The organism is Arthrobacter sp. 92 (assembly GCF_050260325.1).
Taxonomy (GTDB): domain Bacteria; phylum Actinomycetota; class Actinomycetes; order Actinomycetales; family Micrococcaceae; genus Arthrobacter.
Genome location: NZ_CP189863.1, coordinates 3,989,611 through 4,015,498 on the forward strand (window position 1 = coordinate 3,989,611; position 25,888 = coordinate 4,015,498).

Genomic DNA, 25,888 nt, shown 5'->3' on the forward strand with positions numbered 1-25,888 from the left:
CCTCGCGGGGCTGAGCCGTGCGGCCCTTAGGTCAATGCCGCTAGGCTGGCAGGCAAGTTTCCCACCCGTGAAAGGACCCCCGCCGATGCGAACCTCCGCCGCAGCTGTACCCGAGGAATTCCCCACGACGTTCGCCATCATCAACGCCCACGTCGTGCCGGTGGAAGGAGAGGTGTTCCGTGGATCTGTGCTGGTGAAGCAGGGCAAGATCGCGGACCTCGGCCCGGCGGTCAGGATTCCCGCGGGGACCGAGGTGGTGGACGCCGGAGGCCAGTGGCTGCTGCCCGGATTCATTGATGCCCACGTGCACCTGGGCATGCACCCGGAGGGCGAAGAGGGCTCCACCTCGGATGTCAATGAAATGACCGATCCCATCACGGCGGCGGTCCGGGCCGTCGATGCCGTGGATCCGTTCGACCCCGGCTTCGACGATGCGTTGTCCGGCGGCATCACCACCGTCAACGTCAATCCCGGCTCGGGGAACCCGGTGGGTGGACTGGCCGTGGCGATCCACACTCACGGACGTTATATCGAGGAAATGGTGCTGCGCTCCCCCAGCGGCCTTAAATCGGCCCTGGGTGAGAACCCCAAGCGCGTCTACGGCGACAAGAAGCAGACCCCGTCAACCCGCCTCGGAACCGCCATGGTCATCCGCAAGGCCTTCATCGACGCGCGGAACTACATGGCCAAAAAGGACAAACACGCCATCGATCCCACAATGGAGGCGCTGGCCATGGTGCTCCGGCGCGAGATCCCCTGGCGCCAGCACTGCCACCGTGCGGACGATATTGCCACCGCGCTTCGGCTCGCCGACGAATTCGGCTACGAACTGGTGCTGGACCACGGCACGGAGGCCCATGTCCTGGCCGACGTCCTCGCCGAGCGCGGCATTCCGGTGCTGATCGGCCCGCTCTTCACCACAAAGTCCAAGGTGGAGCTGCGTGGAAGGTCGCTGCAGAACCCCGGCAAGCTGGCCGCCGCCGGCGTCGAAATCTCCATCATCACCGATCACCCGGTGGTCCCCATCAATTTCCTGGTCCACCAGTGCACCCTGGCCATTAAGGAGGGCCTGGACCGCGGGACGGCCCTGCGGGCAATCACCATCAATCCCGCGAAGGTGCTGGGGCTCGCCGACCGCATCGGGTCCCTCCGCAAGGGCAAGGACGCGGACCTCGTGTTGTGGAGCGGGGATCCCCTGGATGTGATGCACCGCGCCCTGAGGGTGTGGATCGGCGGCAAGCCGGTGTACCGCTACGACGCCGCCGCCCGTCAGGGTGTGGCTGCCGCCCGGGGGTTGGCGCCCAGCGGGAGCTAGGCGCCGGCGCCGCTGCCGGCCGCCACCACGGCGGGCGCCCGCTTGCCGGCGTCCTTGCGGATGGTGGCGCTGATGACGGCGGCGATGGTGCACATCGCCGCCGCGCCGAACCAGGCGTACGTGTACTGGCCCGTGGCATCACGAATAGCGCCGGCCCCGAGCGCGGCCGCGGCGGCTCCGAGCTGGTGCGCGGCAAACACCCAGCCAAACACCACGCTGCCGTCGGCGCCGAACACTTGCCGGCAGATCGCGGCCGTAGGCGGAACGGTGGCAACCCAGTCCAGGCCGTAGATCACCACAAACACGATCATGCTCGGCTGCACCGTGGCGCTGAGCAGCAGCGGCAGCACCAGCAGGCCGATGCCGCGGAACTGGTAGTACACGGCCAGCAGGACCCTCGGGTTGAAGCGGTCGGTCAGCCAGCCCGAGGCAATGGTGCCCACGATATCGAAGATGCCGACGACGGCCAGCAGCCCCGCGGCGGTGGTTTCGGTCATCCCGTGGTCATGGGCGGAGGGGATGAAGTGCGTGCCGATCAGGCCGTTGGTGGTGGCACCGCAAATGGCAAAGCCAGCCACAAGTGCCCAGAAAGTGCGCACCCGGCTGGCCCGCCTAAGCGCCTGGAGAGCCCGGACGGCGGCGTTCCGGCGGGGTTCGGCGGAGTCGCCGGCCGCTTCCACAGCGGCGTCAGCCTCCTCTCCCTCAGCCTGGAGCTGGGTGCCATAAGGCAGTGCGCCGACGTCGGCCGGCGAGTTCTTCAGGAACTTCAGCACCAGCGGCACAACAGCCAGCGCACCCGCGGCGATCAGCAGCGAGGCCTGCCGCCAGCCGGGGTTCTGGGCCAGTGCGGCGATGAATGGCAGGAACACCAGTTGGCCCGCGGCACTGCCCGCGGTGAGGATGCCGATCACCAGGCCGCGGCTCTTGGCGAACCAGGTGTTGGCAATCGTGGCCGCGAAGACCAGCGCCATGGATCCGGTTCCGAGCCCGATCAGCAACCCCCAGGTCAGGAGGATCTGCCAGGACTGGTTCACCAGGACGGTCAGGGCGCTCCCGGCGCCGATCAGCACCAGGGCCGTGGCGGTCACGGCCCGGATGCCGAACCGTTCCATCAGTGCCGCCGCGAACGGGGCCGTGAGGCCAAAAAGCACCAGATTAATGCTGACCGCTCCCGAGAGGACGGTGGTGGACCAGCCGAACTCCTGCTGCAGCGGCACCATCAGCACGCCGGGGGCCGCCCGGAAGCCGGCGGCGCCCACCAGCGCGAGGAACGCGACGGCGGCAACAACCCAGGCCGGATGCAGCCGGCGGCGTTTGCGGGCCGGAGCGAGGATGGTTTTGGGCGCGCTCATGCCGCGGTTCCTTTCTCGGAGGGGGCCTTGGAGGACGTGCCGCGGACGGAAACGGCTCCTGAGCCGGCGCCCGAGGTGGCGAGCCGGACAGGCTCGGCGGTGCGGGCCAGGCTGTGCCAGCTGGTGTTGTCCGCCGTGAGCCGTTCCCCACAGGCCGTGCAGGTGTCGGCGGAGGAGGTCCGCTGGCCGCAGCCGCCGTGAATGACGAACATGTGCGCCCGTTCGGACGGGGCCGGAAGATGTTTCTCGGCCCAAAGCACGACGGCGTTGAGCACCGGCAGCGCGTCCTCGCCCTTCGCGGTGAGAACGTACTCCTGGCGGGTGCGGCCGCCGTCGTCGTACGGTTTCCGAGCGAGCAGCCCGGACTCCACCAGGGCTGCGAGCCGTTTGGTGAGCACGGAATCGGCCACGCTCAGCCGGTTTTTTATGCCCTCGAATCGGCCGTTGCCGAAAAAGACCTCGCGTAGGACCAGCATGCTCCAGGGGTCGCCAAGGATGTCCAGGCCGCGGGCCATGCTGCACGCGCGTTGGGACCAGTCAGATCGAAGTGCCATGCGGCGAACACTACCTGACTATCTTGAAGAAAGCTATAACCTTCCGGAACGGAGGCCCTGGCTGGCGGCTGGATCCAGGGAATCGCTGCCCCTGGCTGCCGGGTCGCGAAACGCGGAGGCTACCCGAAGGGGCCGCAGGGGCGCACGCGAGGGCCGGTAGGCCAAAGCCCAGTAGACCAGCATGGCCATGCCGCACACCACGCCCAGGCTGGAAACCGTGAGCTGCCACTGGGTTTGCGGGTCCTTGCCCCACTCCTGCGCGCCCGCCATCACTGCGAGGTACTTGGGGGTCAGGTAGAACGCCACCACCGACGCCGCAACGATGATCCAGCCGGCCAGCCGCATCCGGCCGTTCCTCGAGGGCACGCGATGGATGGCAAAGCCCATGCACGGCAGGGCCACGGCCATCCACACCCAGTGGTGGGACCAGGAAACCGGGCTGATCAGGAGCATCAACAGGGCCGTTGCGGACACCGCCACGAAGTTCTCCTCCGCATCCACCGCCCATTTGATGACCAGCGCCGCCACCGTGGCCAGCGCCAGGGAGAGCACCAGCCACACCATGCTCGTCACGCTGGAGTCAGGCAGTCCCAGATGCAGCAGCAAGCCCTTCAAGGAGAGGTTGTCCACGTAGGCCGGGCCGCCGATCCGGCCCGTGTCCGGGAGGATCCTCGTCCAGAACATCATGGAGGCGGTGGGAATCAACGCCCAGGAAACGGCAATGGAGCCGAAGAATCCGGCCGCCATCCAGCCGAGCGCCTTGAGGTCCCGGCGCACCAGAAAGTACAGCCCGAATGCCAGCGGTGTCAGTTTGATCCCCGCCGCCAGGCCGATCAACAGCCCGGCCGGCCAGCGCAGCTCCCCCGCCCTGGACTTCCCGTAGAGGGCAAAGTCCGCCAGGATCAGGCCCATCAGGATGATGTTGATCTGGCCGAAATCGAAGGTATCCCGCCACGGTCCCAGCAACAGGATCGCTGCCGTGCAGGCCAGCGCCACAGAGCGGAACCGCCAGTCCGCGAAGGCGTCCCGCCAGCCGTGCAAACCAAAGTAATGCCGCGTCAGCCAGGCTGCTACCACCGCGGCACCCACCAGCGCGGTCGTAATAAAAATCAGGCCGCTGGCGCCGATATTAAGCGTGGCCAACAGGGCGAACAGCAGCGCCGCGAACGGCGGGTAGGTAAAGGGCAGGCCATCCCGGGGTGCATACAGTTCGTTCACGCCGGTCTCCCCGGTCTGCAGCACGCGGCTGCCGCCGTAGTAATAGACCTCGAAGTCGTTCATCAGCGGGATGTACGCCGAGTACAGCACCACAAGGGCGACGACGACGGCGGCAGCGCCGGCCGCCGTGGCGAGCCAGCCGCGCGTGGTGGGCGGGATGGCCCTGATGGTGATTCCCACGGGAGGCTAGTGGCCCGTCGCGAGGGTGGAGAGCGCGTGTTCGAGGTCGGCGATGAGGTCCTCGACGTCCTCGATGCCGCAGGAGAGCCGGATCAGGTTGACCGGGACGGCCAGCTCAGTGCCCTTGACCGAGGCGTGCGTCATTTCCGACGGGTAGTTCATCAGCGATTCGATGCCGCCCAGCGATTCGGCAAGGGTGAACACCGAGGTGGATTCGGCCACCTTGCGCGCCGCGGCCTCGCCGCCCTTGAACTGCACGGAGATCATGCCCCCGAACTTCTTCATCTGCTTCTTGGCCAGCTCGTGGCCGGGGTGGGACGGCAGGCCCGGATACAGCACCGCCTCCACCTCCGGGCGCTCCAGCAGCCACTCGGCCACGGCCTGGGCGTTGTCGCTGTGGCGGTCCATCCGGACACCGAGAGTCTTCAGGCCGCGGGTGGTGAGGAACGCGTCCATCGGGCCGGAGACAGCTCCGACGGCGAACTGGACGAAGCCGATCTTCTCAGCCAGTTCGGGATCATTGACCACGATCGCGCCGCCCACAACGTCGGAGTGGCCCCCGATGTACTTGGTGGTGGAATGCACCACGATGTCGGCTCCCATGGCCAGCGGGTTCTGCAGGTAGGGCGAGGCGAAGGTGTTATCCACCACCAGGAGGGCCCCGGCGTCGTGGGCCAGCTTGGCGAGGGCCGCGATGTCGGTGATCTTCATCATCGGGTTGGACGGGGTCTCCACCCAGACCAGGCGGGTCTTGCCGCCGCCCGTTCCCCCGGCCGCGACAGCCGCCGCGACGGCGTCGAGATCGGACATGTCCACCGGGGTGTTTCCGATGCCCCACTCCCCCAGGACCCGGCTGATCAACCGGTAGGTGCCGCCATAGGCGTCGTTGCCGAGCACGATGTGGTCCCCGGGCCGGGTCAGGGCGCGGATCATGGAGTCCTCCGCGGCCAGGCCGGAGCTGAAGGAGAACGCGGCGGCGCCCCCTTCAAGGGCGGCTAGCTGCTCCTGCAGGGCGTCCCGGGTGGGGTTCCCCCCGCGGCCGTACTCATAGCCGCTGCGCAGGACACCGATGGCCTCCTGGGCATAGGTGGAGCTGAAGTGCAGGGGCGGCACCACGGCGCCAGTCCGCGGCTCGAAAGCCTGGCCGGCGTGGACGGCGCGGGTGTTGAAACCTGAGTTTTCCGGGACAGACATTGTTCTCCTATGGATTGCGGATGCAGGGAGGATTTAGTTGCTGAGGTAGGCGAGGAGGTCGTGGCGGGTCAGGATGCCCACCGGAGCTCCGACGAACGTGACCATCACCGTGTCCACGTCCGAGAGCAGCTCCCGCGCCGCCGAGATCGTCTCCAGCGAGCCGATCACCGGAAGCTTCTCGCCCATGTGCTCGGAAATCTTGTCCGTCAGCTTCGCCTCGCCACGGAACAGCTTGGAGGTCAGGCTGCGTTCGTCCACCGCGCCGAGGACCTCCCCCATCACCACGGGTGGCTCCTGGGAAAGCACGGGGATGTGGCTGACGCCGAACTCGTTCATGATGTTGATGACGTCGCGGACGCTCTCATTCGGGTGGATGTGCACCAGATCCGGCATCTCGCCCGTCTTGGATTTGAGCACCTCGCCCACAGATGCCTCTTCGCCGCCGGACAGGAAGCCGTAGGAGCGCATCCACTGGTCGTTGAAGATCTTGGCGAGGTAGCCGCGGCCGGAGTCCGGCAGGATCACCACCACCACCGCCTCCTCAGGCAGGTCTTTGGCCACCTGCAACGCGGCCACCACTGCCATGCCCGAGGAACCGCCCACCAGGAGGCCCTCCTCGCGCGCCAGCCGGCGGGTCATGGCGAAGGAATCGGCGTCGCTGACGGCAATGACATCGTCCGGCACGGACTTGTCGTAGTTGGCCGGCCACATGTCCTCGCCCACACCCTCGACGAAGTACGGCCGGCCCGTGCCGCCGGAGTAGACGGAGCCTTCAGGGTCTGCTCCGATGATCCGCACCCGGCCGCCGTCGGCCTCCGGACGGTTCGCGGAGACTTCCTTGAGGTACCGGCCGGTGCCGGTGATGGTGCCCCCGGTGCCGGCGCCGATCACGCAGTGGGTGATCCGGCCCTCGGTGTCACGCCAGATTTCCGGCCCGGTGGTTTGGTAATGGCTTCCGGGCGCGGCCGGGTTGGAGAACTGATCCGGCTTGTATGCCCCGGGGATTTCGGTGACCAGACGGTCCGAGACGCTGTAGTAGCTTTGCGGGCTGTCCGGAGCAACTGCGGTGGGAGTAACCACGACTTCGGCGCCGTAGGCCTGCAGCACCGCACGTTTGTCCTCGCCTACCTTATCCGGGACCACAAAAACGCAGCGGTAGCCTTTTTGCTGGGCAACCAGGGCAAGACCCACCCCAGTGTTGCCTGAGGTTGGCTCCACGATGGTTCCGCCGGGCAGCAGCTTGCCGTCCCGTTCCGCTTCCTCGATCATCTTCGCCGCGATGCGGTCCTTGATGGATCCCCCGGGATTGAGGTACTCCACCTTCGCGAGGATGGTGGCCTTGATGCCATCGGTCACATGATTGAGCTTGACGAGCGGCGTATTGCCGATGAGGTCCAGGACGGACTGGGCGTACTTCATAGGTACAAAGTTACCGTCTCGGCCCGGCACCGCCCGCTTTGGGCCGCCGCCGCCTGCCTGAGCCGTCTTGGGCGCGGGGAGTGCGAGGATTAGGCGGTGACTCGCTTTGCCTGGCTGAAGAATGCGCGGACCTATCTCCTGCCCGTGGGAATGCTGGCCGCCGGAGGCGCCGCCTTGGTCTTCGGGGCCCTCCCGTGGCCGGCCTTCGGGGATCTCGCCGGACGCACCATTCCCATCCTCACATTCGTCGTTGCCATGTCGCTGGTGACCGAACTGCTGGACGAAGCGGGCCTGTTTCAGGTGGTTACGGACCGCCTCGCCACGCTAGGCCGGGGCAGTGTTTTCAGGCTCTGGCTGCTGGCCATCGCGCTGGCCGCCGTCTCCACGGTGTTCCTGTCACTGGACACGACGGCCGTGCTGGTCACACCGGTGGTGGTGCTGCTGGCGGTCCACGCGCGCATCCCGCCGCTGCCGTTCGCCCTCACCAGCATCTGGCTGGCCAACACGGCCTCCCTGCTGCTGCCGGTGTCCAACCTGACCAACCTGCTGGCCCAGGACAAGCTCGCGCTCAGCCCTGCGGCCTTCGCAGGGCTGGTGTGGGCCCCGGCGGCGGTGAGCATCCTGGTCCCGCTGGCCTTGCTCTGGATGGCGTTCCGCAAGGAATTTAAAGGTGCCTACGGGCCCCAGCCGGCCCACCGGGTGCGCGACCGCAGGTTGTTGATATTCGCCGCCGGTACCGTGATCGTCCTGCTGCCGGCCCTGGTTTCCGGGGTGCCGGTGCAGTTCCCCGCCATGGCCGCGGCCCTGTTCCTTCTGGTGGTGTTCCTGCGCCGGAGGCCGGCGGCGCTGCGCTGGTCCATGGTGCCGTGGCGGCCCATGATGCTGACTGCCGGGCTGTTTATGGTGGTGGAGGCCCTGCACGCCCAGGGCCTGACCCGGATCCTCGGCGCGCTGTCCGGATCGGGGGAGAGCCTGGGCGCACTTCTGCAACTGGCCGCGCTCGGAGTCGGAGCCGCCAATGCGATCAACAACCTGCCGGCCTACCTCGCCCTCGAACCCCTGGCTGGCTCCCCCGCGCGTCTCGCAGCGCTGCTGATCGGGGTGAACATCGGCCCGCTGGTCACTCCTTGGGCGTCGCTGGCAACCCTGCTCTGGCACGAGCGGCTCCAGGCGCTGAACGTCCGCATCCGGTGGGGCGGATTCGCCCTTGCGGGCCTGCTGGCCGTTGCACTCACGGTTCCGTTGGCTGTGGTGGCGTTGTGGGTGGCCACGGGAATGCACTGAGCCGCTGATATGGAGGCTTACGCGCCGATGTCGTCTGCGGCGGATTCCGGGCTGCCGGTGCGTTCGCTGGTAACGGCGTTCTGCCACAGCCCCACGATGTTGCCTTCGCTGTCCTTGAAATACGCGTTCCACCCCATGCCCGGAACCTCCATCTTGGCCCGGAAGACCGAACCGCCCAGGGCGGCAATTTTCTCCAGCGCCGCGTCGATGTCGTCCACGTCCACCGTGACAACCGGGGCGGCCAGGTCCCCGCGCCGGAACAGCCCGCCGTTGATGGATCCGGGGACCGCGGGCCTGCCCTGGTCGTCCATCGGAGTGGTCAACGCCAGGCTGTATTCCATCTCGGGCATGACCTGGAATTGCCACCCGAACGCCGAGGCATAGAAGTCCCGAGCCCGGCCCTCGTCATCCGCGGGAATCTCGAAATGAACCACTCCACCAGCCATGATGTGCTCCTGACGGCCCGCAGGCCCGGGCCAAGGGCAGGCGCGTTGTTTCCGCGCCACAGCCGGAGTCTAGACCCGGCCGCGAAGTGCGTTAAGGGCCGTTCGGCCCGGGGCTGTCGGCCGGGTTTGTTTCGGAGGCTGTCCGCCCGCCGTGGGACGATGTTTCAATGACCATCACCGACGTCCCCGCCGGCCTTGCCGCCGCGGCGGACGCCTCGCTGAGGTGGCATCCGGGCGGCCCGTTCGATCTCCTCCAGACCCTGGGCACCCTCATGCGCGGCAACGGGGATCCCGCATTTGCCCAGGGCCCCGCGTCCCTGTGGATGTCCTTTACGACGCCGGAGGGCCCGGTGACCCTGCGCCTGACGGTCTCCGGCCCTGAGGGCGACCCGACGGTCGACGTGCAGGCCTGGGGTTCCGGCTCGGCCGCCGCCCTCCGCGCGGTCCCGCGGATGCTTGGCTGCGACGATGACTGGTCCGCCTTTGACCATCCGGACTTCCATGCCACCCTTCCGCGCATGGTGGTTGAGGCCCGACGCCGGAACCGCGCCGTGCGGCTGCCCGCCACAGGCCGCGTGGTTGATTCACTCGTACCCACCATCCTGGAGCAGAAGGTCACCGTGATCGAGGCCCGCCGCGGTTACCGCTACCTGATGTACCGCCACGGGACTGCGGCCCCCGGGGCGGGAACCGTCGCCCCGGCGGGGCTGATGGTGCAGCCCACCCCGGAGCAGTGGCTCAAGGTGCCCTCTTGGGAGTGGCACAAGGCGGGGGTGGGGCCCCAACGCTCCGGCACGGTGATGCGCGCCCTGCGCTCGGCCGCAGCGCTGGAGCGCCTTGCGGCGGAGCCGGCGGCGGAGGCAGCCGCCAAAATGCAGACCATTCCCGGCATCGGCGTGTGGACCACCGCTGAGGTTGTCCAGCGGACCCACGGTTGTCCGGATTCCATCGCGGTGGGCGACTACCACCTCGCGGCATACGTGGGGGCGGCCCTGACCGGCCGCAGGACCGACGACGCCGGGATGCTCAGGCTGCTGGCGCCGTGGGCGGGCCACCGCCAGCGGGTGGTCCGGATGATCGGCCTGAGCGGGTTCCGCAAACCCACGTTCGGCCCGCGGATGACCATCCAGGACCACCGCCGCCACTGACCGCCCAACCCGGGACCACCCAGGGCGTGCCCACCAGCGAGTGGCTCCAAGTGCATCAAGCCGGTGCCCGCCAAGCGCGAACGGGCAGTTCAGCCCCGCGGCTCCGCGAGCCCCGCGGATCAGAGGCCCAGCCGGGCCACCGCTTCGGCCCGCATATCCACTTTGCGGATCTTGCCGGAGACAGTCATCGGGAAGCTGTCGCGGACGTCCACGTAGCGCGGAATCTTGTAGTGGGCGAGCCTGCCGCGGCAGAACTCGGCGATGCCGGCCGCGTCCAGCGGTTCCGCGCCCGGCTTCAGGATGACGCAGGCCATGAGTTCCTCACCGTATTTGGCGTCCGGGACGCCGATCACCTGGACATCCTGGATGGACGGGTGGGTGTAGAGAAACTCCTCGATCTCCCGGGGGTAGACGTTTTCGCCGCCCCGGATCACCATGTCCTTGATCCGGCCCTCGATCACGATGTAGCCGTCCTCGTCCATCCGAGCCAGATCGCCGGTGTGCATCCAGCCCCCTGCATCGATTGCCTCGGCCGTCTTGTCCGGCTGGTTCCAGTAACCCTTCATGACCGAGTAACCGCGGGTGCACAGCTCGCCGATCTCGCCGCGCTCCAGCACGTCCCCGGACAGCGGGTCCACAATCTGGCTTTCGAGGTGCGGCATGGTCCGGCCGACGGTCTCGGTGCGCTGCCGCATGGTGTCCACGCTGCGGGTCATGGTGGACACCGGCGACGTCTCCGTCATGCCGTAGCAGATGGCAACATCCACCATGTTCATCTCGGAAATGACCCGGTTCATCACCTCGATGGGACACAGCGAGCCAGCCATCACGCCGGTGCGCAGCGTTGAGAGATCGTAGGAGGCAAAGTCCGGAAGCGCGAGCTCGGCAATGAACATGGTGGGCACTCCGTACAGCGAGGTCCCGCCAAAGTCCTGCACCGCTTCCAGGGCCGCCGACGGCGTAAAACTGCGCCCCGGAATGATGGTGGCCGCCCCGTGGCTCAAGGCATTGAGGTTCCCGATCACCATTCCGAAGCAGTGGTAGAACGGCACGGGAATGACCACGCGGTCATGCTCGGTGTAGTCCAGCAGCTCGCCGATGGAATAGCCGTTGTTAAGGATGTTGTGGTGCGTCAGCGTGGCGCCTTTGGGGAAGCCCGTGGTGCCGGAGGTGTACTGCAGGTTGATGGCGTCATGCGGGTCCAGTTCGGCCATCCTTGCCTTCAGCGCCGGATGCCCGACGTCGTCCGCCCGCTTGAGCAGCTCGGCGAACGTCTGCTCCGCCTCACGTTCGGGGACGCCGGCGGTCAGTCCTGCCACGCCGGCGTCGGGCAGGAACACCAGCTCGCGGAGCTCGGGGCACTCTGTGAGCGCCTTCCTGGACATGCCGGCGTAGTCGCTGGTCCGGTCTGAAGGAGCAGCCACCAGCATCCGCATGCCGTTCTGTTTGACCACGAATTCCAGCTCGTGGCTGCGGTAGGCGGGATTGACGTTGACCAGGATGGCGCCGATCTTCGCCGTGGCGTACTGCAGGATGGTCCACTCGGCGCAGTTGGGGCTCCAGATCCCGATCCGATCACCGGCGGCGACGCCCAGGGCGAGCAGCGCGCGGGCCACGCGGTCGACGTCGTCGTTCAATTTGGTGTAGCTCCAGCGGCGGGCATCCGCCCCCGGAACCGCCGCGGCTTCAATCAGGGCGTCATGATAGGGGAACTTCGCCACGATCCGCTCGAAGTTCTGGCCAATAGTCTCGTGAAGCAGCGGGACGTCAGTGTCCCCGGCTGTGTAAGCGCGCATGCTGGCACGGTACCAACTGTCCGGCGGCATGAGAAGGCCAAAACTAGGAAGTCCTACAAAATGTTTCAGGATGTCGGACGGCCGCCCGGTATTGTGAAACGCATGAGTGCACCCATTGACCTGCAGGCAACGTTTATCCCCAATGTCGGCGAATTCTTCCGCGTGAAGCTCGCCCTGGAAATCGCCATCGACGAGGTGGTCAACGAGCCCGGCTGCATCCGGTACGAGCTCACGGAGGCCACCGAGGAGAAGCTGGTGCTGACCGAGCAGTGGGAGTCTGAGGAACTCTTGGAGAAGCACTCCAAGGGCACCGCCGTGCAGGACCTGAACGAGTCGCTGAGCGCGCTGCTGGCCGAACCCGTCCAGCTCAAGCGCCTGTAGCCACCGGAACGAGTCCGCGGGAGGACCTGCCCGGAGAACAGAACGCGGGGTCACTCCGCCCATAACCTTTGGTTTCCGGGCGGAGTGACCCCGCGTTGCGGTTTAAGCCGCGGTTTGAGAGGCGCTTGGGCCTCTTACGAGGCGGCTAGGCCTCGGGGATCTGCGTTCCGTCCTGCTGGTTCGCTGCGGCGGCGGCATCAGCCTGGGAACGGGCAACGTGGGCGTGGACCTCTTCCATATCAAGCGCCTTGACGGCGTCGATCACCTGTTCCAGCTGCTGGGCATTGAGGGCGCCGGGCTGGGAGAACACGAGCACCTTTTCGCGGAATGCCATCAGCGTGGGGATGGAAGTGATGCCGGCTTCGGCGGCGAGCTGCTGCTCCGCCTCGGTGTCCACCTTGGTGAAGACGACGTCCTGGTGCTTCTCGGAGACCGCGGCGTACGTGGGCCCAAACTGCTTGCAGGGGCCGCACCATTCTGCCCAGAAGTCCACGAGCACAATGTCATTGTTCTCGACGGTAGATGCGAACTGTTCACCGGTTATGTCTAGGGTAGCCATGGGTCAACGGTACGCGAGCGGCCCGGCGATGTCCCGTGCGTTTCGCTCTTGGCACAGCGTCGGCACAGCCTCGGCACCGCCCTGGCACCGCCCGAAAGCACTCAGGCCCAGGCGTGCGGCGCCGGGCGCCGCGCTCCCGGAAGCGCGTTCGTCTCGCGCCATTCGTGGATCCACTCCGGCAGTTGGAGGTCCGCGGGCGGCTCTCCGAATTCGCGCAGGATCTCCTCCTGACTTACCGGCCTGCCCTTGCTGACGAGCCGCGTTGCGATGTGCGCCCGCGCGAAGATCTCGCCGTCCACCACCATGCGCTGCTCGAAGTAAATGGCCTTGGCGTCCAGCCCGATGATCCTGGTCTCGATGCTGTATTGCTGCCACAGCTGCAGCGAACGGCGGAAGGCGATGGTCTCCCCGGCGGCTACCGGCGACCAGCCGCGCAGACGCATCCGTTTCCAGGTTCCGCTACGCGCCATGAGGTCAAAGCGCCCCAGGTCCATCAGCGAGAAATACATCCCGTTGTTCACATGCATGGCGATGTCGATGTCGGCAGGCAGCACGCGCATGGGCAGGGACGAGGTATCCCAAATGCTCAGCCGTGGGCGGCGGGACGAGGTGAACAGGAGGAGCAGGGTGCGGAGCAGCAGGTGCATGGGGATCATGTTACCCATGAGTAACAACTGATCCAAGGCCACCTACCCATAGGATTCCCCCATGACGCAGCAACGCTATCGGGAGATCGCCGAGTGGCCCCTGATGGCGACAGCCCTTGTTTTCCTGGCGGCCTACGCCTGGCAGGTGATCGGCCACGTCGAAGGCAGCCCCGGGGACCTGCTCGAAGTGCTGATGTGGAGCACCTGGGCCGTTTTTGTGGCCGACTACGCCGCCAACCTGTGGCTCGCTGAGAACCGAAGGCGCTGGTTTGTCCGGAACCTCCACGAACTGCTGGTTGTGGCACTGCCCGTCTTCCGCCCCCTGCGGCTGCTGCGGCTCGTAACCCTGCTCTCGGTCCTGCACCGGACCATCGGCATGACGCTCCGGGGCCGGGTGGTCGCCTACGTGGCCGGCTCCGCAGTTCTGCTGGTGTTCGTGGGGGCACTGGCCGTGCTCGACGTCGAACAGTCGGCGCCGGGGGCGACGATCCTGACGTTCGGGGACGCATTGTGGTGGTCCATCACCACCATCACCACGGTGGGCTACGGCGACATGTTCCCCGTGACCGCTATCGGCAGGACGGTTGCTGCGGCCCTGATGATGAGCGGCATCGCGGTCCTTGGCGTGGTGACGGCATCGATTGCCTCCTGGCTGATCCAGCGCGTGGAGGAAAATACAGAAGCCGCGGTTGAATCGGCGGAGGAACCGATGCGATCGGAAATTCTGGAACTGCTGGCGGAAGTGGCCGCGCTGCGTCAGGAAATATCGGAACTTCGCCACAAGGACGACATTTAGCAGCGGCCTTAGATCACCCTGACCACGCTTTTACTCATTCCATTAAATGTTCTTTTGCGATTAGCGGCCCATTTGCGCTATCCCTAGCGGCCGCCCGGAGCCCACTCGCGGCCCCAGCCCTCCCGCCCGCTCACTACTCCGTGCGCCAATACGCGCAGGAATCGGTTTACATTGAGTGACGCGGCGCCCGGACCCAAGTGGATCTCGGCCTTGGAGCGAGTAGCCCCGCCGCTAAGTAGTTAACCCATCGGGTATGGGTCTCACACTCTTAAGCAAAAACCATCTGCATTCGAGTAATTATTACTCGTGCCACAAACCCACCCCGATTCATAGACTCGATATTCCTAGGGCAAGCAGTTATTTAGGAATTCGCATGGCCGCTTTTTGGTCATGGGTCTCAATTATCGGGCTCCCGTAATTCTTTTAGCATCGGGCAGCTCATATCCATGCGTATTTTCGGATCGGGCTGCACCCACCATGCCGTCCGCCGTGCGCACCACCGCCCTGGGGTTTGCTGTCCGGTTGACCCCCAAGGGCATTGACTCTCGGGGGGGGAACCGATGGATCAGAACCAGCACACCAACCAGGACACCAGCCACGACGAAACCGCAATCATTCCGGCCGTTGCCAAAGCCTCCGGCAATCCGCACAGGTTTAGGACCATATTGGCCGGCGCAGCCGTTGCGGCAGCGGTGGCCGTCACCACTGTGACCGCTGTGAGCTACTCGAACGCAGCCACATCCCACGTCAGCGATGTCCAGCCAGCCGCTGCCACGACGCCGGGGCCCGCGGCGGCGGCATCGGCGTCGGCATCGGCATCACCTGCGGGAGCCCCCGGTGAGCCCAAGGCAGAGGCCGCAGTCGCGGCGGCTCCGGCGCCTGCTCCCCCGCAGCCCTCACCAGCGGCCCCACCGGTGCCCGCACCGGAGCCGGCGGCGCCTGCCCCTTCCAACACGTACACCGTGGTCGCTGGCGACACCGTAGGGTCCATCGCTGCCCGTTTCGGCGTGGACATGAATGCCATGCTGGCAGCCAATGGGCTCGGCGCATACGCGATCATCGTCCCCGGACAGGTATTGAACCTGACCGGCCCAGCCATCGCTGTGGCGGCGGATCCGGCAGCCGCAGCCCCGGCAGCGGCCGCCCCCGCAGCCCCCGTGGCGGCAGCGGCTCCGGCCCCAGCGCCCGCGCCATCCGTGCGGACCATCTACGTGGCCGGGTCAGGCGGCCAGGCCATGGTGGACAGTTGCATCGGGCCGATCCACTTCACCCCCAACGACGGCTATTCGCTGTTCATCACCGAGCATGACTTCTGCGGAGGCTGGGCACGCTTCTCGGGGATCAGCGTGGGCGAGACCGTGAGCATCCCCGGCTACGGAACCTATACGGTGACCGGACGGGGCCAGGTGCCCAACCCGGGGACCACCGACAACGTCATCGCGGTGTTCGGCGGGTTCCCCAGGGCCATCCTGCAGACCTGCATCCCGGGCACCAGTCAGATGCTGCTGATTGCCCTCAATTAGCCGGTGCCCCGACGCTCCTGGTGTAGCCGGGGAGCGGAAAAGTCTCCGGAAACCTGCCGGTTCCGGAGACTTTTCCGCGACGGCACCTCAGGCAACCCAGGGCTCCGTATGAGCCACAAATAATTTTCGGGCCACGGGTGTGCTGTAAGTTTGAATGAGACGGTCAAGAAAGCGGCCAAGGATGTTTTCGTCCGAGGAGTGCTGCCAGCCATGCTGCATCGCCGTAACCAGAGCCGCCGTTACCAAAGTCGCCGTAACCAAATTGGTCCAATGACGGTGCCGTCTCAGGGTATGTCCTACCCCTTCCCTTCGCGGTCGCTGCCTCCCACCGTCACGTCCCCGCGTTCTTGCGGGTTTCATCGCCCAACCTTGCTTCCCTGCCTTCGCTGGGGGCGCCCATGAGCGGCACGGACACGTTCGGCGGCATGGACACGTTCAGGACTGCGCCGGAGGGCAGCGCCGTCGCCTCACCAATGCAAAGGGTTTACCTCCTGGACGATCACGAAGTCGTGAGGCGGGGCCTGCGCCTGTTGCTGGAGTCCAACGGCCTCACCATCGTTGGGGAATCCGGGTCCGCCCGCGAAGCCGCCCGGCGGATCCCGGCCCTGCGACCGGATCTGGCCATCCTTGACGACGACCTTCCCGACGGCTCCGGCGCCGACGTGTGCCGCGCGATGGCGGTGGCCGATCCCTCCATCCGTTGCCTGCTGCTGACCGAGGCCAGCGAGGAGTCAGTGCTGATCGAATCCATCCTGGCGGGCGCCTGGGGGTGCCTGTCCAAACAGGATGACAGCAGCGAGCAGTTCCGGCTGATTCGCCGGGCACTGCACGGGCAAACGGCGTACAGCAGCCGTTTCCAGCCGGCGCTCTTGGCTCCCGTCCCTGTGCACGGGCCGGAACGGGCGCGCGAGAGGCTGCTGAGCCTCACAAGGCAGGAAATGAATGTGGCGACCGGCCTGGGGAGAGGGTTGACCAACCGCCAGATCGGGCACGAGATGTCTCTGGCGGAAAAAACCGTTAAGAACCTTGTCTCGGCAGTGCTGATGAAACTTGGCATGGCCCGCAGGACCCAGGTCGCCATATACGTCAACGCGTCACTGCCAGCGGCAAACCCCGCCCAAGGCAGCTACCGGGTCAGTCCCTATCCGGCCCTGGTGGCCGAGGTCACCGCAGCGCTTTTGACCTGCACCAGCGAAGCCGCCGCAGTGCCGCTGCGCGACGCCGTGCGCGCCCAGGACGCCGGCAGGCTCGCCACGGCCCTTGCCGCGACCCGCGTGTGGCGGCCGGTCCGGGCCATCCCAGGTGTCCCATCAGCGGCAGACTGATGCCCAGGACCGGCCCGTGGCGAAGTCAGGGGTATTCAAAGCGCGGCGAAGAAATGGCCCAAGGCCCTCCCGTCCGGCAACAGCCGGACGGGAGGGCCATGGGTGAAGTGCCTGGTCCGATTGCGGACGCAGCCGTTATCTGTCCTAGGCGCCTGCAGCCTCGGTGACCGCTGAGGCGCCGGCGAGGCGCAACCAGGTGTCCACCACGGTGTCGGGGTTCAGCGAGACGGAGTCGATGCCTTCGCCCACCAGCCATTCGGCGAAGTCCGGGTGGTCGCTGGGTCCCTGGCCGCAGATTCCCACGTATTTGCCGCGCTCCTTGCAGGCCTTGATGGCCATGCTCAGCAGCTTCTTCACGGCGGCGTCGCGCTCGTCGAAGCTGCCGGACACGATGGCCGAATCCCGGTCCAGGCCGAGCGTCAGCTGGGTCATGTCGTTGGAGCCGATGGAGAAGCCGTCGAAGTAGTCCAGGAACTCGTCCGCCAGCAGGGCATTGGACGGAATTTCGCACATCATGATGACCTCGAGGCCGTTCTCGCCGCGGCGCAGTCCGTTCTCCCCGAGCAGGTCGATGACCCCGCGGGCCTCGTCCAGGGTGCGCACGAAGGGAATCATCAGTTTGACGTTGGTCAGGCCCATCTCATTCCGGACGAAGGACAGGGCCTCGCACTCGAGATCGAAGCAGTCCCGGAAGGACGGTTCCAGGTACCGGGAGGCACCGCGGAAGCCGATCATCGGGTTCTCTTCATGCGGCTCGTAGGCGGGTCCGCCGAGGAGGTTGGAGTACTCGTTGGACTTGAAGTCGGACATGCGCACAATCACCGGCTCCGGCGCGAATGCCGCGGCGATGGTCGCCACGCCCTCAGCCAGTCGCTTGATGTAGTAATCGCGCGGACCGTCGTAGGCGGTAATCCGCTCACGGATTTCCGCGGCCACGTCCGCCGGCTGATCGTCCAGGTTCAGCAGTGCCTTGGGGTGGATGCCGATCTGGCGGTTGATGATGAATTCCAGCCGGGCAAGTCCCACACCGTGGTTGGGCAGCTGCGCGAAAGTGAACGCCTGCTCGGGGGTGCCGACGTTCATCATGACCTTGACAGGCGCCTCGGGCAGCTGGGTGATCTCGGTTTCCTCGACGCTGAATTCGAGGAGTCCTTCGTAGATGTAGCCGGTCTCGCCGTCGGCGCAGGAGACGGTCACTTCGAGGCCGTCGGACAGGACGTCCGTGACGTCGCCGGTGCCGACGACGGCGGGAATCCCCAGTTCGCGGGCGATGATCGCCGCGTGGCAGGTTCGGCCGCCCCGGTTGGTCACGATGGCGGAGGCCCGCTTCATGATCGGTTCCCAGTCAGGGTCGGTCATGTCAGCGACCAGGATGTCGCCGGTTTCGAAGGCGGCCATCTGGTCGATGGCGGTGAGGATACGGACGCGGCCTGCGCCTATGCGCTGTCCGATGGCACGGCCCTCGGACAAGACCATGCCGGTCTCGTGCAGCCGGAAGCGGCTGCGCTGGCCAGCGGGCCTGCGGGACTGCACGGTCTCCGGGCGTGCCTGCAGAATGTACAGGCCGCCGTCGATCCCGTCCTTGCCCCATTCGATATCCATGGGCCGCCCGTAGTGGGTTTCGATGGCGAGGGCGTGGCGGGCGAGCTGCTCGACGTCGTCGTCCGTGAGACTGAAGCGGTTCCGCAGCGAAGCCTCAACGGGGACGAAGTCAATCGTGTGGCCGATTTCGCGGTTGCTCGTGTAGGTCATCTGGAGGGCCTTCTCGCCCAGACCGCGCTTGAGGATAGCGGGACGGCCAGCCAGCAGGGCCGGCTTGTAGACGTAGAACTCATCAGGATTGACCGCACCCTGGACCACTGCCTCGCCGAGCCCGTATGAAGAGGTGACGAAGACCGCGTCGTTGAAGCCGGACTCCGTGTCCATGGTGAACATCACGCCGGAAGCGCCGACGTCCGAACGCACCATCCGCTGGATTCCCGCCGAGAGCGCCACCTCCGCATGCTCGAATTTGTGGTGCACACGGTAGGCGATGGCGCGGTCGTTGTAGAGCGACGCGAAGACATCCTTGATGGCCACCAGGATGTTTTCGATCCCCCGGACGTTCAGGAAGGTTTCCTGCTGCCCGGCGAAGGAGGCGTCCGGAAGGTCTTCGGCGGTGGCGCTGGAACGGACAGCCCAGGAGAGGTCCTCGGAGCCACCGTGCTTGTCCACGAGCTTCTGGTACGAGTCGCGGACCTGGGTCTCAAACTCGGCCAGGAACGGCGTCTCGCGGATCAGGGTCCGGATCTCCTGGCCCGCCGCGGCCAGGGCGGTCACGTCATCGCTGTCCAGGCCGACCAGCCGGTCTGCAATCTTCTGGTCCAGGCCGGAGTCCGCCAGAAAGCTGCGGTAGGCGTCTGCCGTTGTGGCGAAGCCGTCGGGTACCTGGACGCCGGCGGAGGTCAGGTTCTGCACCATCTCACCGAGGGAGGCGTTCTTGCCGCCCACCCGGTCAAGATCCTTGAGTCCGAGTTCTGAGAACCACAGAATGTCTGTCGTCATTGTTGCTACTGCTCCTTTGCAGATGGTGGCATGCGGCCTCGCCGCCCCGCGCGGGGCGATCGCCGCTTCATGGGCGCAAGTCCTGTCCACAGTGACAGGTCTGGGCCGGTGTTTCCACATGATGTGTTCCACGCAACACTTGTGAAACCGTGGCCTAGTGCTTGAGGTTCATCTTTTGCAGGATGGTGGCGGCCATTTCCTCCACCGAGACGCTGGCCGAATTGAGGTAGGGAATCCCATGGGACACGTATAGCCGTTCTGCGCTGCGAAGCTCAAAGCCGCACTGCCGCAGCGACGCATAGGGCGAGCCGCGCCGGCGCTCGGTGCGCACCTGGCTGAGGCGGAGGGGATTGGACGTGAGGCCAAAGCACTTTTCAATGAACGGCCTTAGCGGCTTGGGCAGACCTTCCTTTTCAAAGTCTTCGTCCACCAGCGGGAAGTTGGCCGCAAAGATGCCGTGCTGCAGGGCCAGGTACATGGTGGTGGGCGTCTTGCCGCAGCGGGACGGGGCCACCAGAATGACCTGGGCCTTTTCCAGTGCCCGCAGGCTCTGGCCATCGTCGTGCTCCATGGCATATTCAACGGCTGCCATCCGGGACTGATAGCGGGCAGCGTTGCCCAGCCCATGGGCCCGGCCCGGTTCCCCGCTGGCGTGCGCGCCCAGGGCCCGCTCCAACTGCCCCACATGCGTCCCGATGAGATCCACCAGGATCCCCTTGCACATGCCCAGGGCCTGGCGGATGTCACTGCCTACGGCGGTGGAAAAGACGATGGGCCTTAGTCCGTGGGCGGCCAGATCGTCGATGACGTTGACCACCGCCTGCGCCTGTTTGACAGTGGTGATGAAGGGTATCGTGGTGCGGTCATAATTGCCCGACGGGAACTGCGTCAGCAAGGTGTTGCCGAGCGTTTCCGCGGTGATGCCCGTGCTGTCCGAAAGGAAGTAGACCGGGCGGGGAGCTTCGTTGGTCATGAACGCATTCTCCCCCAGCTCGCACCGCGCAGGGGAATCCGAGCTGGAATCCGCCTGCTCAACCAGCATTTCCCGGGAGCGACAAAGGGCAGATGAGGGATTCGAACTCCGGCAGGCGTTGCCAGCTACGGCTTCCCCCACCACTGCATTGGAATGTCACACCGACCGGCTAAGAAAAGCCCCCACGCGAGTCGGGCGGACTCGAGGGTGGGGGCTCCTCTTACGGTCAGCGCCTCCGCAAAATTGGGGGGCATGCGGAAGCGCCGTAATCGACGGTACTCGCTGAAGCTGATGGTGCTTAACCGGAAAGTCACCGCCATTTCCCAGCTTTGAGGGATAGGTTCCTCCCTGGTCACGTCCGCGTCCATGCCCATTCGCGACCGTGGCAGGCGGTGCAGCCGGTTCCACTTCGGGGGCCGGCTGGACCGCCGTCCAATCGACCGCGTAAAGCCCGCCCTTGGAAGAGGATGGGCTTTCCAGTTGGGGAACTTAACCGGTCTTTCGGGGCGGGACGGTTCAGCCGGGAGTTATGCAACTGAGTCCCATTCTTGAGCAAACTCAGCGGCGATCCTCCGCCCGCTCTGATCCTGGACGGATAGGTTCGTTGCACCCCTAGATGGAAGGTGCACGGAAATGACCATTACTGAATACCTCTCAGGCGTAGCGATCATGCTGGGGTCACTGGCAGCCGCCCTCGGGCTCGCTGCCGGAGTAGTCCGTTTCAGGTCCAGCCGATAGAAGCTCCGGGCCAATGCGCCTCGGCATCGACTGCTCAGCAATCCTCATTTAGCGCGCACTTTGACGAACGCCGCAGCCTGGCAGGCGTTGTGGTAGGCCCATAACCCTTCCGATAAGCCACCATGTTCAAGCCGCCCCTGATACAGCGCTGCACTCTCTTCCGGGCCCGGGTGCCACGAAGCTGCGCGGGGAGCAGTTCCGCGCCGGTGCACAGGACTGTGCCCGCAAGTGTGCTCATCGAGCAATAAAAAAGACCCGTCCGGACCTCCGAAGAGATCCGAACGGGTCTAAATTTCCCTGTAATCCGGGAGTGTGGCAGATGAGGGATTCGAACCCCCGTAGGCGTTGCCAGCTGATTTACAGTCAGCCCCCTTTGGCCGCTCGGGTAATCTGCCGAACTTCAAAAGAAGATCACTCGCGGCTTCCTTGTTCAGAACGACTGTTTCCAGTCCGTTCCGCTTCCAGCAACCGCGGGCAAGACAACTTTACAGAACTTCTGCCGAAGAATCGAATCGGGCCCGGGGAGGTGGCGGAAAGCCCGTAAATCCGCGGAAAATCAGCCTTCGGCCAGAATGCGGCCAGCCAGTTTGGCTTCAAACTTCTGGGCCTGCTCTTCGGTGATCTGGTTAAGCTGAACGGCCCGCAGGAGGTCCGAGTGCACGCCGTCAAGCCGCGACGACGCATCGGCAACGGGGCTGAGGATGATCGAGGCTGCCACCGCGGCGGCTGCCACGGACGTCGCAGCGGTGGCGATGGTGGTAGCCGCCGCGGCAGTGGAGCGGGTGACGTATCGGACAGCCTGATGGCGCATGTGATTTCCTTCCGGGAAACTCTTCCAACAGTCCCCAACTGTTCCCGCCCGGTCTTCGTTCCCGCCCAATGTCGCCTTGGAGGAGGCTGTGAAGGAAGAGCCGGTGAAGCACGCCGCCGTTGCCCGCTCCCTCTCCCGGACTGGCGGCCTTCACTTCGACGGCATCCGTACTAGGCTGGAACGCAGACATCCCAGCCCTTCAAGGGGTAACCGGACAATCAGCAGGAGGACAGCCATGGCAGGCGAATCCACATTCGACGTCGTCAGCAAGGTAGACAAGCAGGAAGTTGCCAACGCGCTGAACCAGGCGCAGAAGGAACTAACCCAACGCTATGACTTCAAGGGCGTTGGCGCGGAGGTTGACTTCAGCGGCGAGAAAATCCTGATGAAGGCAAACTCGGAAGAGCGCGTGCTGGCCGTATTGGACGTGCTGCAGTCCAAACTGATCCGCCGCGGCATCTCCCTGAAGTCCTTGGACACCGGCGAGCCCTATGCTTCCGGCAAGGAATTCCGGCTCGAGGCCACCATCAAGGAGGGCATCGCCCAGGACCTCGCCAAGAAGATCAACAAGCTGATCCGCGACGAGGCGCCGAAGTCCGTCAAATCGCAGATCCAGGGAGATGAGCTGCGTGTGACGTCCAAGTCCCGCGACGATCTTCAGGAGACCATGAACATCCTCAAGAAATTCGATGAGGCAGATCTGCAGTTCGTGAACTTCCGCAGCTAGCCACGGACGCGCAGGCTTTCCTGCGACGCTGAAAAGGGCTGGCGACACCGGTATTCCCGTGTCGCCAGCCCTTTCCTGTGTCGCGGGCCATTTTGCGTGTCGCCAGGCCTTTTGCGCGCCGCCGGCGTCACTCCAGCGAGGAGCGGCCCGCCATCCGCTCGAGCCGCTCAATGCGTTCCTGCATGGGCGGGTGCGTGGCGAACAGCTTGGTCATGGCGCTGGCGCGGAACGGGTTGGCGATCATAAGGTGCGAGGTGTTGACGATCTTCTGCTCCTGGGGCAGCGGCACCAGCTGAACGCCCCGCTCGATCTTTCGCAGGGCAGAGGCAAGTGCCAGCGGATCGCCGGTCAACGACGAACCGTCCTCGTCGGCGTCGTACTCCCTGGTGCGTGAGATGGCCAGCTGGATCAGCGAGGCCGCGAAAGGCGCCAGCAGCGCCATGGCGATTGTGGCGAGCGGGTTGGCATTGCGGCGGTCCCCTCCCCCGAAGTAGAGCAGCATCTGCCCCACGGAGGTAATCACGCCCGCGACGGCGGCTGCCACCGAGGAGGTCAGGATGTCCCGGTTGTAGACGTGCATGAGCTCATGGCCCAGGACGCCGCGCAGTTCACGCGCATCGAGGAGTTGCAGGATGCCCTCTGTGCAGCAGACCGCCGCGTTCCGCGGGTTGCGGCCGGTGGCAAAGGCGTTGGGCGCCATGGTTGGCGATACGTAGATGGCCGGCATGGGCTGGTTGGCCCGCACGGATAGCTCGCGCACAATCTGGTAAAGCTGAGGGGCCTGGGCCTCGGTAACGGGATAGGCGTGCATGGAGCGGATGGCAATCTTGTCGCTGTTCCAGTAGCCGTAGGCCGTGGTGCCGACCCCCACGAGCGCCATGATCCAGATGGGTGCGACGCTCCGTGTGCCGGTTCCGATCACCGCGCCAAGTCCCAGCAGCACCGCCCAGAGCACCCCGAAAAGGGCCGCGGTCTTCAGTCCGTTGTGATGCTTGTGCACTGCGCCTCCAAACGAAGTTCCTGCCTGTGTACAGCGCCGCTACGGAACCGGGTTCCGTGCGTCGTACGTCAGAAAGCCGGATTGCAAGTGAGCCAGCGTCCAAGCCACTGCGACGCATGCCAGGCCACCCACCAACAGCACCCAGCCTTCACTCAAAAGTTTAGTGCCGCCTCCGGCCAGCATGTCCCCGAGCCGCGGGCCGCCGGCCACCACCACAATGAAGACGCCCTGCAGCCGCCCGCGCAGGTGGTCCGGTGTTGCCGCCTGCAGGATGGTGGTCCTGAAGACGGCGCTCACGGAATCGGAGATGCCGGCAAGGATGCAGCACAGTGCGGCGGGCAGCAACCACCAGGTCACGCCGTGGGTTCCGGATCTCCCGGCCAGCACCACCACCAGGCCGAAGCCGGCGATGGATGCGCCCCAGCCCATGACCGACCACACCACTGCTTTCCCCTGCCGTCGGATCGCGCCAAGCGGGCCCGAGAACAGTCCGGCCAGGAAGGCGCCCACCGCCACGGAGGCCAGCAGCACGCCCACTGTGGCTTCGCCGCCGCCGATCATCAGTGCGCCGATGGCCGGCATCAGCGCCCGCGGCTGGGCAAAGATCATGGCGACGAGGTCGATCACGAACGTCATGCGCAAGTTGGGCCGGGTGGAGAGGAAGCGGAAGCCCTCCAGCACGGACCGCAGCCCGGCGGGCCGGGCGTGCTGCCCGGGCGGCATGGCCGGGAGCTTCAGGAGTGCCCAGAATGCGAAGGCGAAGCTGATGAAGTCCAGCGTGTAGGTCCAGCCGAAACCCACCCATGCCACCAGCACACCGGCCAACAGCGGGCCCGAGGTCATGGCGAGTCCAAAGCTGACCATGTTCAGGGCGTTGGCGGCGGGCAGCAGTTCCTTGCGCACCAGCACCGGGATAATGGCGCTCCTGGCCGGCTGGTTGATGGCCTGGGCGCCGCTCTGCACCGCCACAAGCGCGCAGAGCAGCCACACATTGCCCACGTGCAGCCATGATTGCAGGGCCAGGCATGCCGTGGTCAGCCACAGCACTGACGAGGCCAGTAGTGCCACCTTGCGGCGGTCGTGGGCGTCGGCGATCGAACCGCCGAGAAGCCCGCCCACCACGAGGGGCACGAGGGCGAATATGCTCAGGAGGCCCACGTAGAGGCTGTCCTGGGTCAGGCGGTAAACCTCCAGGCTGACCGCCACCACAGTGAGCTGGCTGCCCAGGTTCGAAACGGTGGACCCGATCCAGAGCCGCCGGAAGGCCGGGCTCTCCCGCAGCGGAGTGATGTCGGCCAGAAGTTTTCCCACCCGGCAACTCTAGCGGCGGGGTCCGATGCCCCAGCCGTAGGATGCAGGACGCGCCGGGCGCAGGTGCCGGGGCAGCCGGGCGCAGGAATGTTGCCGTGTTCACCTGAAATTAGCCGAGCCTTATTGTGATCGAGTCATAATAAGTGCTTGAATGGGGCTATGACGGATCACACGGTAAGCCACGAGGCATGGGCAGCGGCCCTGCGTGCCCACGGCCGCCGGGTGACCAGACAGCGCCTGGCCGTGCTGGCCGCCGTCGAGCGCCATCCACACTCCCCTGCCGAAGCCATCCTGGCTGCGGCGCGGGACGAACTCCCGGACCTGACGGCGCAGTCCGTCTACGTGGTCCTCGGAGACCTCACCGAACTGCGGATGCTTCGCCGGTTCGAACCCCCACACTCGCCCGCGCTGTATGAAACCCGGGTGGGAGACAACCACCACCACGCCGTGTGCATAGGCTGCGGGCGTGTTGAGGACGTGGATTGCGCGGTGGGCCATGCCCCCTGCCTCACGCCCCACTGGGATCCTGACGCGAAGCCCATGACCATCCAGATCGCGGACGTGCTGTACCAGGGCATTTGCCAGGACTGCCAGCGCACCCAACAACTTCCCTCCGACCGAAACTAAGAAACCCAACCAGAAGGAGA

Annotated in this window: 23 protein-coding genes and 1 tRNA gene; 9 read left to right on the forward strand and 15 right to left on the reverse strand. The window is 65.8% G+C overall.

The window, feature by feature from the left end; genetic code table 11:
• Window positions 1-85: 85 nt before the first annotated feature.
• A complete protein-coding gene (locus tag ACP4XC_RS18515; protein ID WP_427172170.1) occupies window positions 86-1,315 on the forward strand; it encodes an amidohydrolase in 1,230 nt (409 codons plus the stop codon).
• Here the strand turns inward: ACP4XC_RS18515 and ACP4XC_RS18520 are convergent.
• The 5 genes from ACP4XC_RS18520 to ACP4XC_RS18540 are packed head-to-tail and all read right to left on the reverse strand — an operon-like array spanning window position 1,312 to window position 7,232.
• Window positions 1,312-2,667, reverse strand: a complete 1,356-nt coding sequence (locus tag ACP4XC_RS18520) for an MFS transporter (RefSeq protein ID WP_427172171.1) — start codon at window positions 2,665-2,667, stop codon at window positions 1,312-1,314. The two genes, ACP4XC_RS18515 and ACP4XC_RS18520, sit on opposite strands and share 4 nt — an antisense overlap.
• A complete protein-coding gene (locus tag ACP4XC_RS18525; protein ID WP_427172172.1) occupies window positions 2,664-3,221 on the reverse strand; it encodes a winged helix-turn-helix transcriptional regulator in 558 nt (185 codons plus the stop codon). The genes ACP4XC_RS18520 and ACP4XC_RS18525 overlap by 4 nt, the downstream gene beginning before the upstream one ends.
• A 33-nt stretch (window positions 3,222-3,254) precedes the next feature.
• Window positions 3,255-4,619 (reverse strand): glycosyltransferase 87 family protein, encoded by a 1,365-nt coding sequence (locus ACP4XC_RS18530; RefSeq protein WP_427172173.1) that lies wholly within the window; start codon window positions 4,617-4,619, stop codon window positions 3,255-3,257.
• 6 nt (window positions 4,620-4,625) lie between these two features.
• The gene (locus tag ACP4XC_RS18535) at window positions 4,626-5,813 is read right to left on the reverse strand and encodes a cystathionine gamma-synthase (protein ID WP_427172174.1); all 1,188 of its coding nucleotides are present in this window, start codon (window positions 5,811-5,813) and stop codon (window positions 4,626-4,628) included.
• A 33-nt stretch (window positions 5,814-5,846) separates the two neighbouring features.
• Window positions 5,847-7,232 carry a cystathionine beta-synthase gene (locus ACP4XC_RS18540; protein ID WP_427172175.1) on the reverse strand — a complete coding sequence of 462 codons (1,386 nt, stop codon included), beginning with the start codon at window positions 7,230-7,232 and terminating at the stop codon, window positions 5,847-5,849.
• 150 nt (window positions 7,233-7,382) lie between these two features.
• On the opposite strand from ACP4XC_RS18540, the gene ACP4XC_RS18545 reads away from it, so the two are divergent.
• Window positions 7,383-8,516: an SLC13 family permease gene (locus ACP4XC_RS18545; protein ID WP_427175159.1), complete on the forward strand. Its 1,134-nt coding sequence runs from the start codon at window positions 7,383-7,385 to the stop codon at window positions 8,514-8,516.
• A gap of 17 nt (window positions 8,517-8,533) precedes the next feature.
• Here the strand turns inward: ACP4XC_RS18545 and ACP4XC_RS18550 are convergent, their stop codons facing one another.
• Complete coding sequence (locus tag ACP4XC_RS18550; protein ID WP_427172176.1) at window positions 8,534-8,962, reverse strand: VOC family protein; 429 nt, start codon at window positions 8,960-8,962, stop codon at window positions 8,534-8,536.
• Between the two features lie 167 nt (window positions 8,963-9,129).
• Here ACP4XC_RS18550 and ACP4XC_RS18555 point away from each other — a divergent pair, with 167 nt between their 5' ends.
• Complete coding sequence (locus ACP4XC_RS18555; protein ID WP_427172177.1) at window positions 9,130-10,110, forward strand: DNA-3-methyladenine glycosylase family protein; 981 nt, start codon at window positions 9,130-9,132, stop codon at window positions 10,108-10,110.
• A 119-nt stretch (window positions 10,111-10,229) separates the two neighbouring features.
• On the opposite strand, the gene ACP4XC_RS18560 is transcribed toward ACP4XC_RS18555, so the two are convergent.
• Entirely contained in the window at window positions 10,230-11,906 is a 1,677-nt protein-coding gene (locus tag ACP4XC_RS18560; RefSeq protein ID WP_427172178.1) for an AMP-binding protein, read from the reverse strand.
• 102 nt (window positions 11,907-12,008) lie between these two features.
• Here ACP4XC_RS18560 and ACP4XC_RS18565 point away from each other — a divergent pair, with 102 nt between their 5' ends.
• The gene (locus ACP4XC_RS18565) at window positions 12,009-12,287 is read left to right on the forward strand and encodes a putative quinol monooxygenase (RefSeq protein ID WP_427172179.1); all 279 of its coding nucleotides are present in this window, start codon (window positions 12,009-12,011) and stop codon (window positions 12,285-12,287) included.
• Window positions 12,288-12,432: 145 nt separating this feature from the next.
• Here the strand turns inward: ACP4XC_RS18565 and trxA are convergent, their stop codons facing one another.
• Window positions 12,433-12,846 (reverse strand): thioredoxin, encoded by a 414-nt coding sequence (gene trxA / locus ACP4XC_RS18570; protein ID WP_427172180.1) that lies wholly within the window; start codon window positions 12,844-12,846, stop codon window positions 12,433-12,435.
• A gap of 101 nt (window positions 12,847-12,947) precedes the next feature.
• Entirely contained in the window at window positions 12,948-13,493 is a 546-nt protein-coding gene (locus ACP4XC_RS18575) for an acyl-CoA thioesterase (protein ID WP_427175160.1), read from the reverse strand.
• A gap of 61 nt (window positions 13,494-13,554) precedes the next feature.
• Between ACP4XC_RS18575 and ACP4XC_RS18580 the strand changes: the two genes are divergently transcribed.
• The 3 genes from ACP4XC_RS18580 (at window position 13,555) to ACP4XC_RS18590 (ending at window position 17,137) form a co-directional block, all read left to right on the forward strand.
• Complete coding sequence (locus tag ACP4XC_RS18580; RefSeq protein ID WP_427172181.1) at window positions 13,555-14,289, forward strand: potassium channel family protein; 735 nt, start codon at window positions 13,555-13,557, stop codon at window positions 14,287-14,289.
• A gap of 560 nt (window positions 14,290-14,849) precedes the next feature.
• The gene (locus ACP4XC_RS18585; RefSeq protein ID WP_427172182.1) at window positions 14,850-15,812 is read left to right on the forward strand and encodes a LysM peptidoglycan-binding domain-containing protein; all 963 of its coding nucleotides are present in this window, start codon (window positions 14,850-14,852) and stop codon (window positions 15,810-15,812) included.
• A gap of 398 nt (window positions 15,813-16,210) precedes the next feature.
• Window positions 16,211-17,137 carry a response regulator gene (locus ACP4XC_RS18590; protein ID WP_427172183.1) on the forward strand — a complete coding sequence of 309 codons (927 nt, stop codon included), beginning with the start codon at window positions 16,211-16,213 and terminating at the stop codon, window positions 17,135-17,137.
• Window positions 17,138-17,281: 144 nt separating this feature from the next.
• Here the strand turns inward: ACP4XC_RS18590 and ppsA are convergent, their stop codons facing one another.
• From ppsA to ACP4XC_RS18610, 4 genes are all read right to left on the reverse strand, one after another.
• Window positions 17,282-19,681, reverse strand: coding sequence for a phosphoenolpyruvate synthase (gene ppsA / locus ACP4XC_RS18595; RefSeq protein WP_427172184.1), 2,400 nt, complete (start codon window positions 19,679-19,681; stop codon window positions 17,282-17,284).
• 154 nt (window positions 19,682-19,835) lie between these two features.
• Window positions 19,836-20,654: a pyruvate, water dikinase regulatory protein gene (locus tag ACP4XC_RS18600; protein ID WP_427172185.1), complete on the reverse strand. Its 819-nt coding sequence runs from the start codon at window positions 20,652-20,654 to the stop codon at window positions 19,836-19,838.
• A 1,051-nt stretch (window positions 20,655-21,705) separates the two neighbouring features.
• Window positions 21,706-21,787: transfer RNA gene (locus tag ACP4XC_RS18605), tRNA-Tyr, on the reverse strand.
• Window positions 21,788-21,948: 161 nt separating this feature from the next.
• Window positions 21,949-22,203, reverse strand: a complete 255-nt coding sequence (locus ACP4XC_RS18610; RefSeq protein ID WP_427172186.1) for a hypothetical protein — start codon at window positions 22,201-22,203, stop codon at window positions 21,949-21,951.
• A gap of 235 nt (window positions 22,204-22,438) precedes the next feature.
• On the opposite strand from ACP4XC_RS18610, the gene ACP4XC_RS18615 reads away from it, so the two are divergent.
• Entirely contained in the window at window positions 22,439-22,930 is a 492-nt protein-coding gene (locus ACP4XC_RS18615; RefSeq protein WP_427172187.1) for a YajQ family cyclic di-GMP-binding protein, read from the forward strand.
• A gap of 127 nt (window positions 22,931-23,057) precedes the next feature.
• Here the strand turns inward: ACP4XC_RS18615 and htpX are convergent, their stop codons facing one another.
• A complete protein-coding gene (gene htpX / locus ACP4XC_RS18620) occupies window positions 23,058-23,930 on the reverse strand; it encodes a zinc metalloprotease HtpX (RefSeq protein ID WP_427172188.1) in 873 nt (290 codons plus the stop codon).
• Window positions 23,931-23,969: 39 nt separating this feature from the next.
• The gene (locus tag ACP4XC_RS18625) at window positions 23,970-25,241 is read right to left on the reverse strand and encodes an MFS transporter (protein WP_427172189.1); all 1,272 of its coding nucleotides are present in this window, start codon (window positions 25,239-25,241) and stop codon (window positions 23,970-23,972) included.
• Window positions 25,242-25,400: 159 nt separating this feature from the next.
• Here ACP4XC_RS18625 and ACP4XC_RS18630 point away from each other — a divergent pair, with 159 nt between their 5' ends.
• Window positions 25,401-25,868: a Fur family transcriptional regulator gene (locus ACP4XC_RS18630; protein WP_427172190.1), complete on the forward strand. Its 468-nt coding sequence runs from the start codon at window positions 25,401-25,403 to the stop codon at window positions 25,866-25,868.
• Window positions 25,869-25,888: the final 20 nt, after the last annotated feature.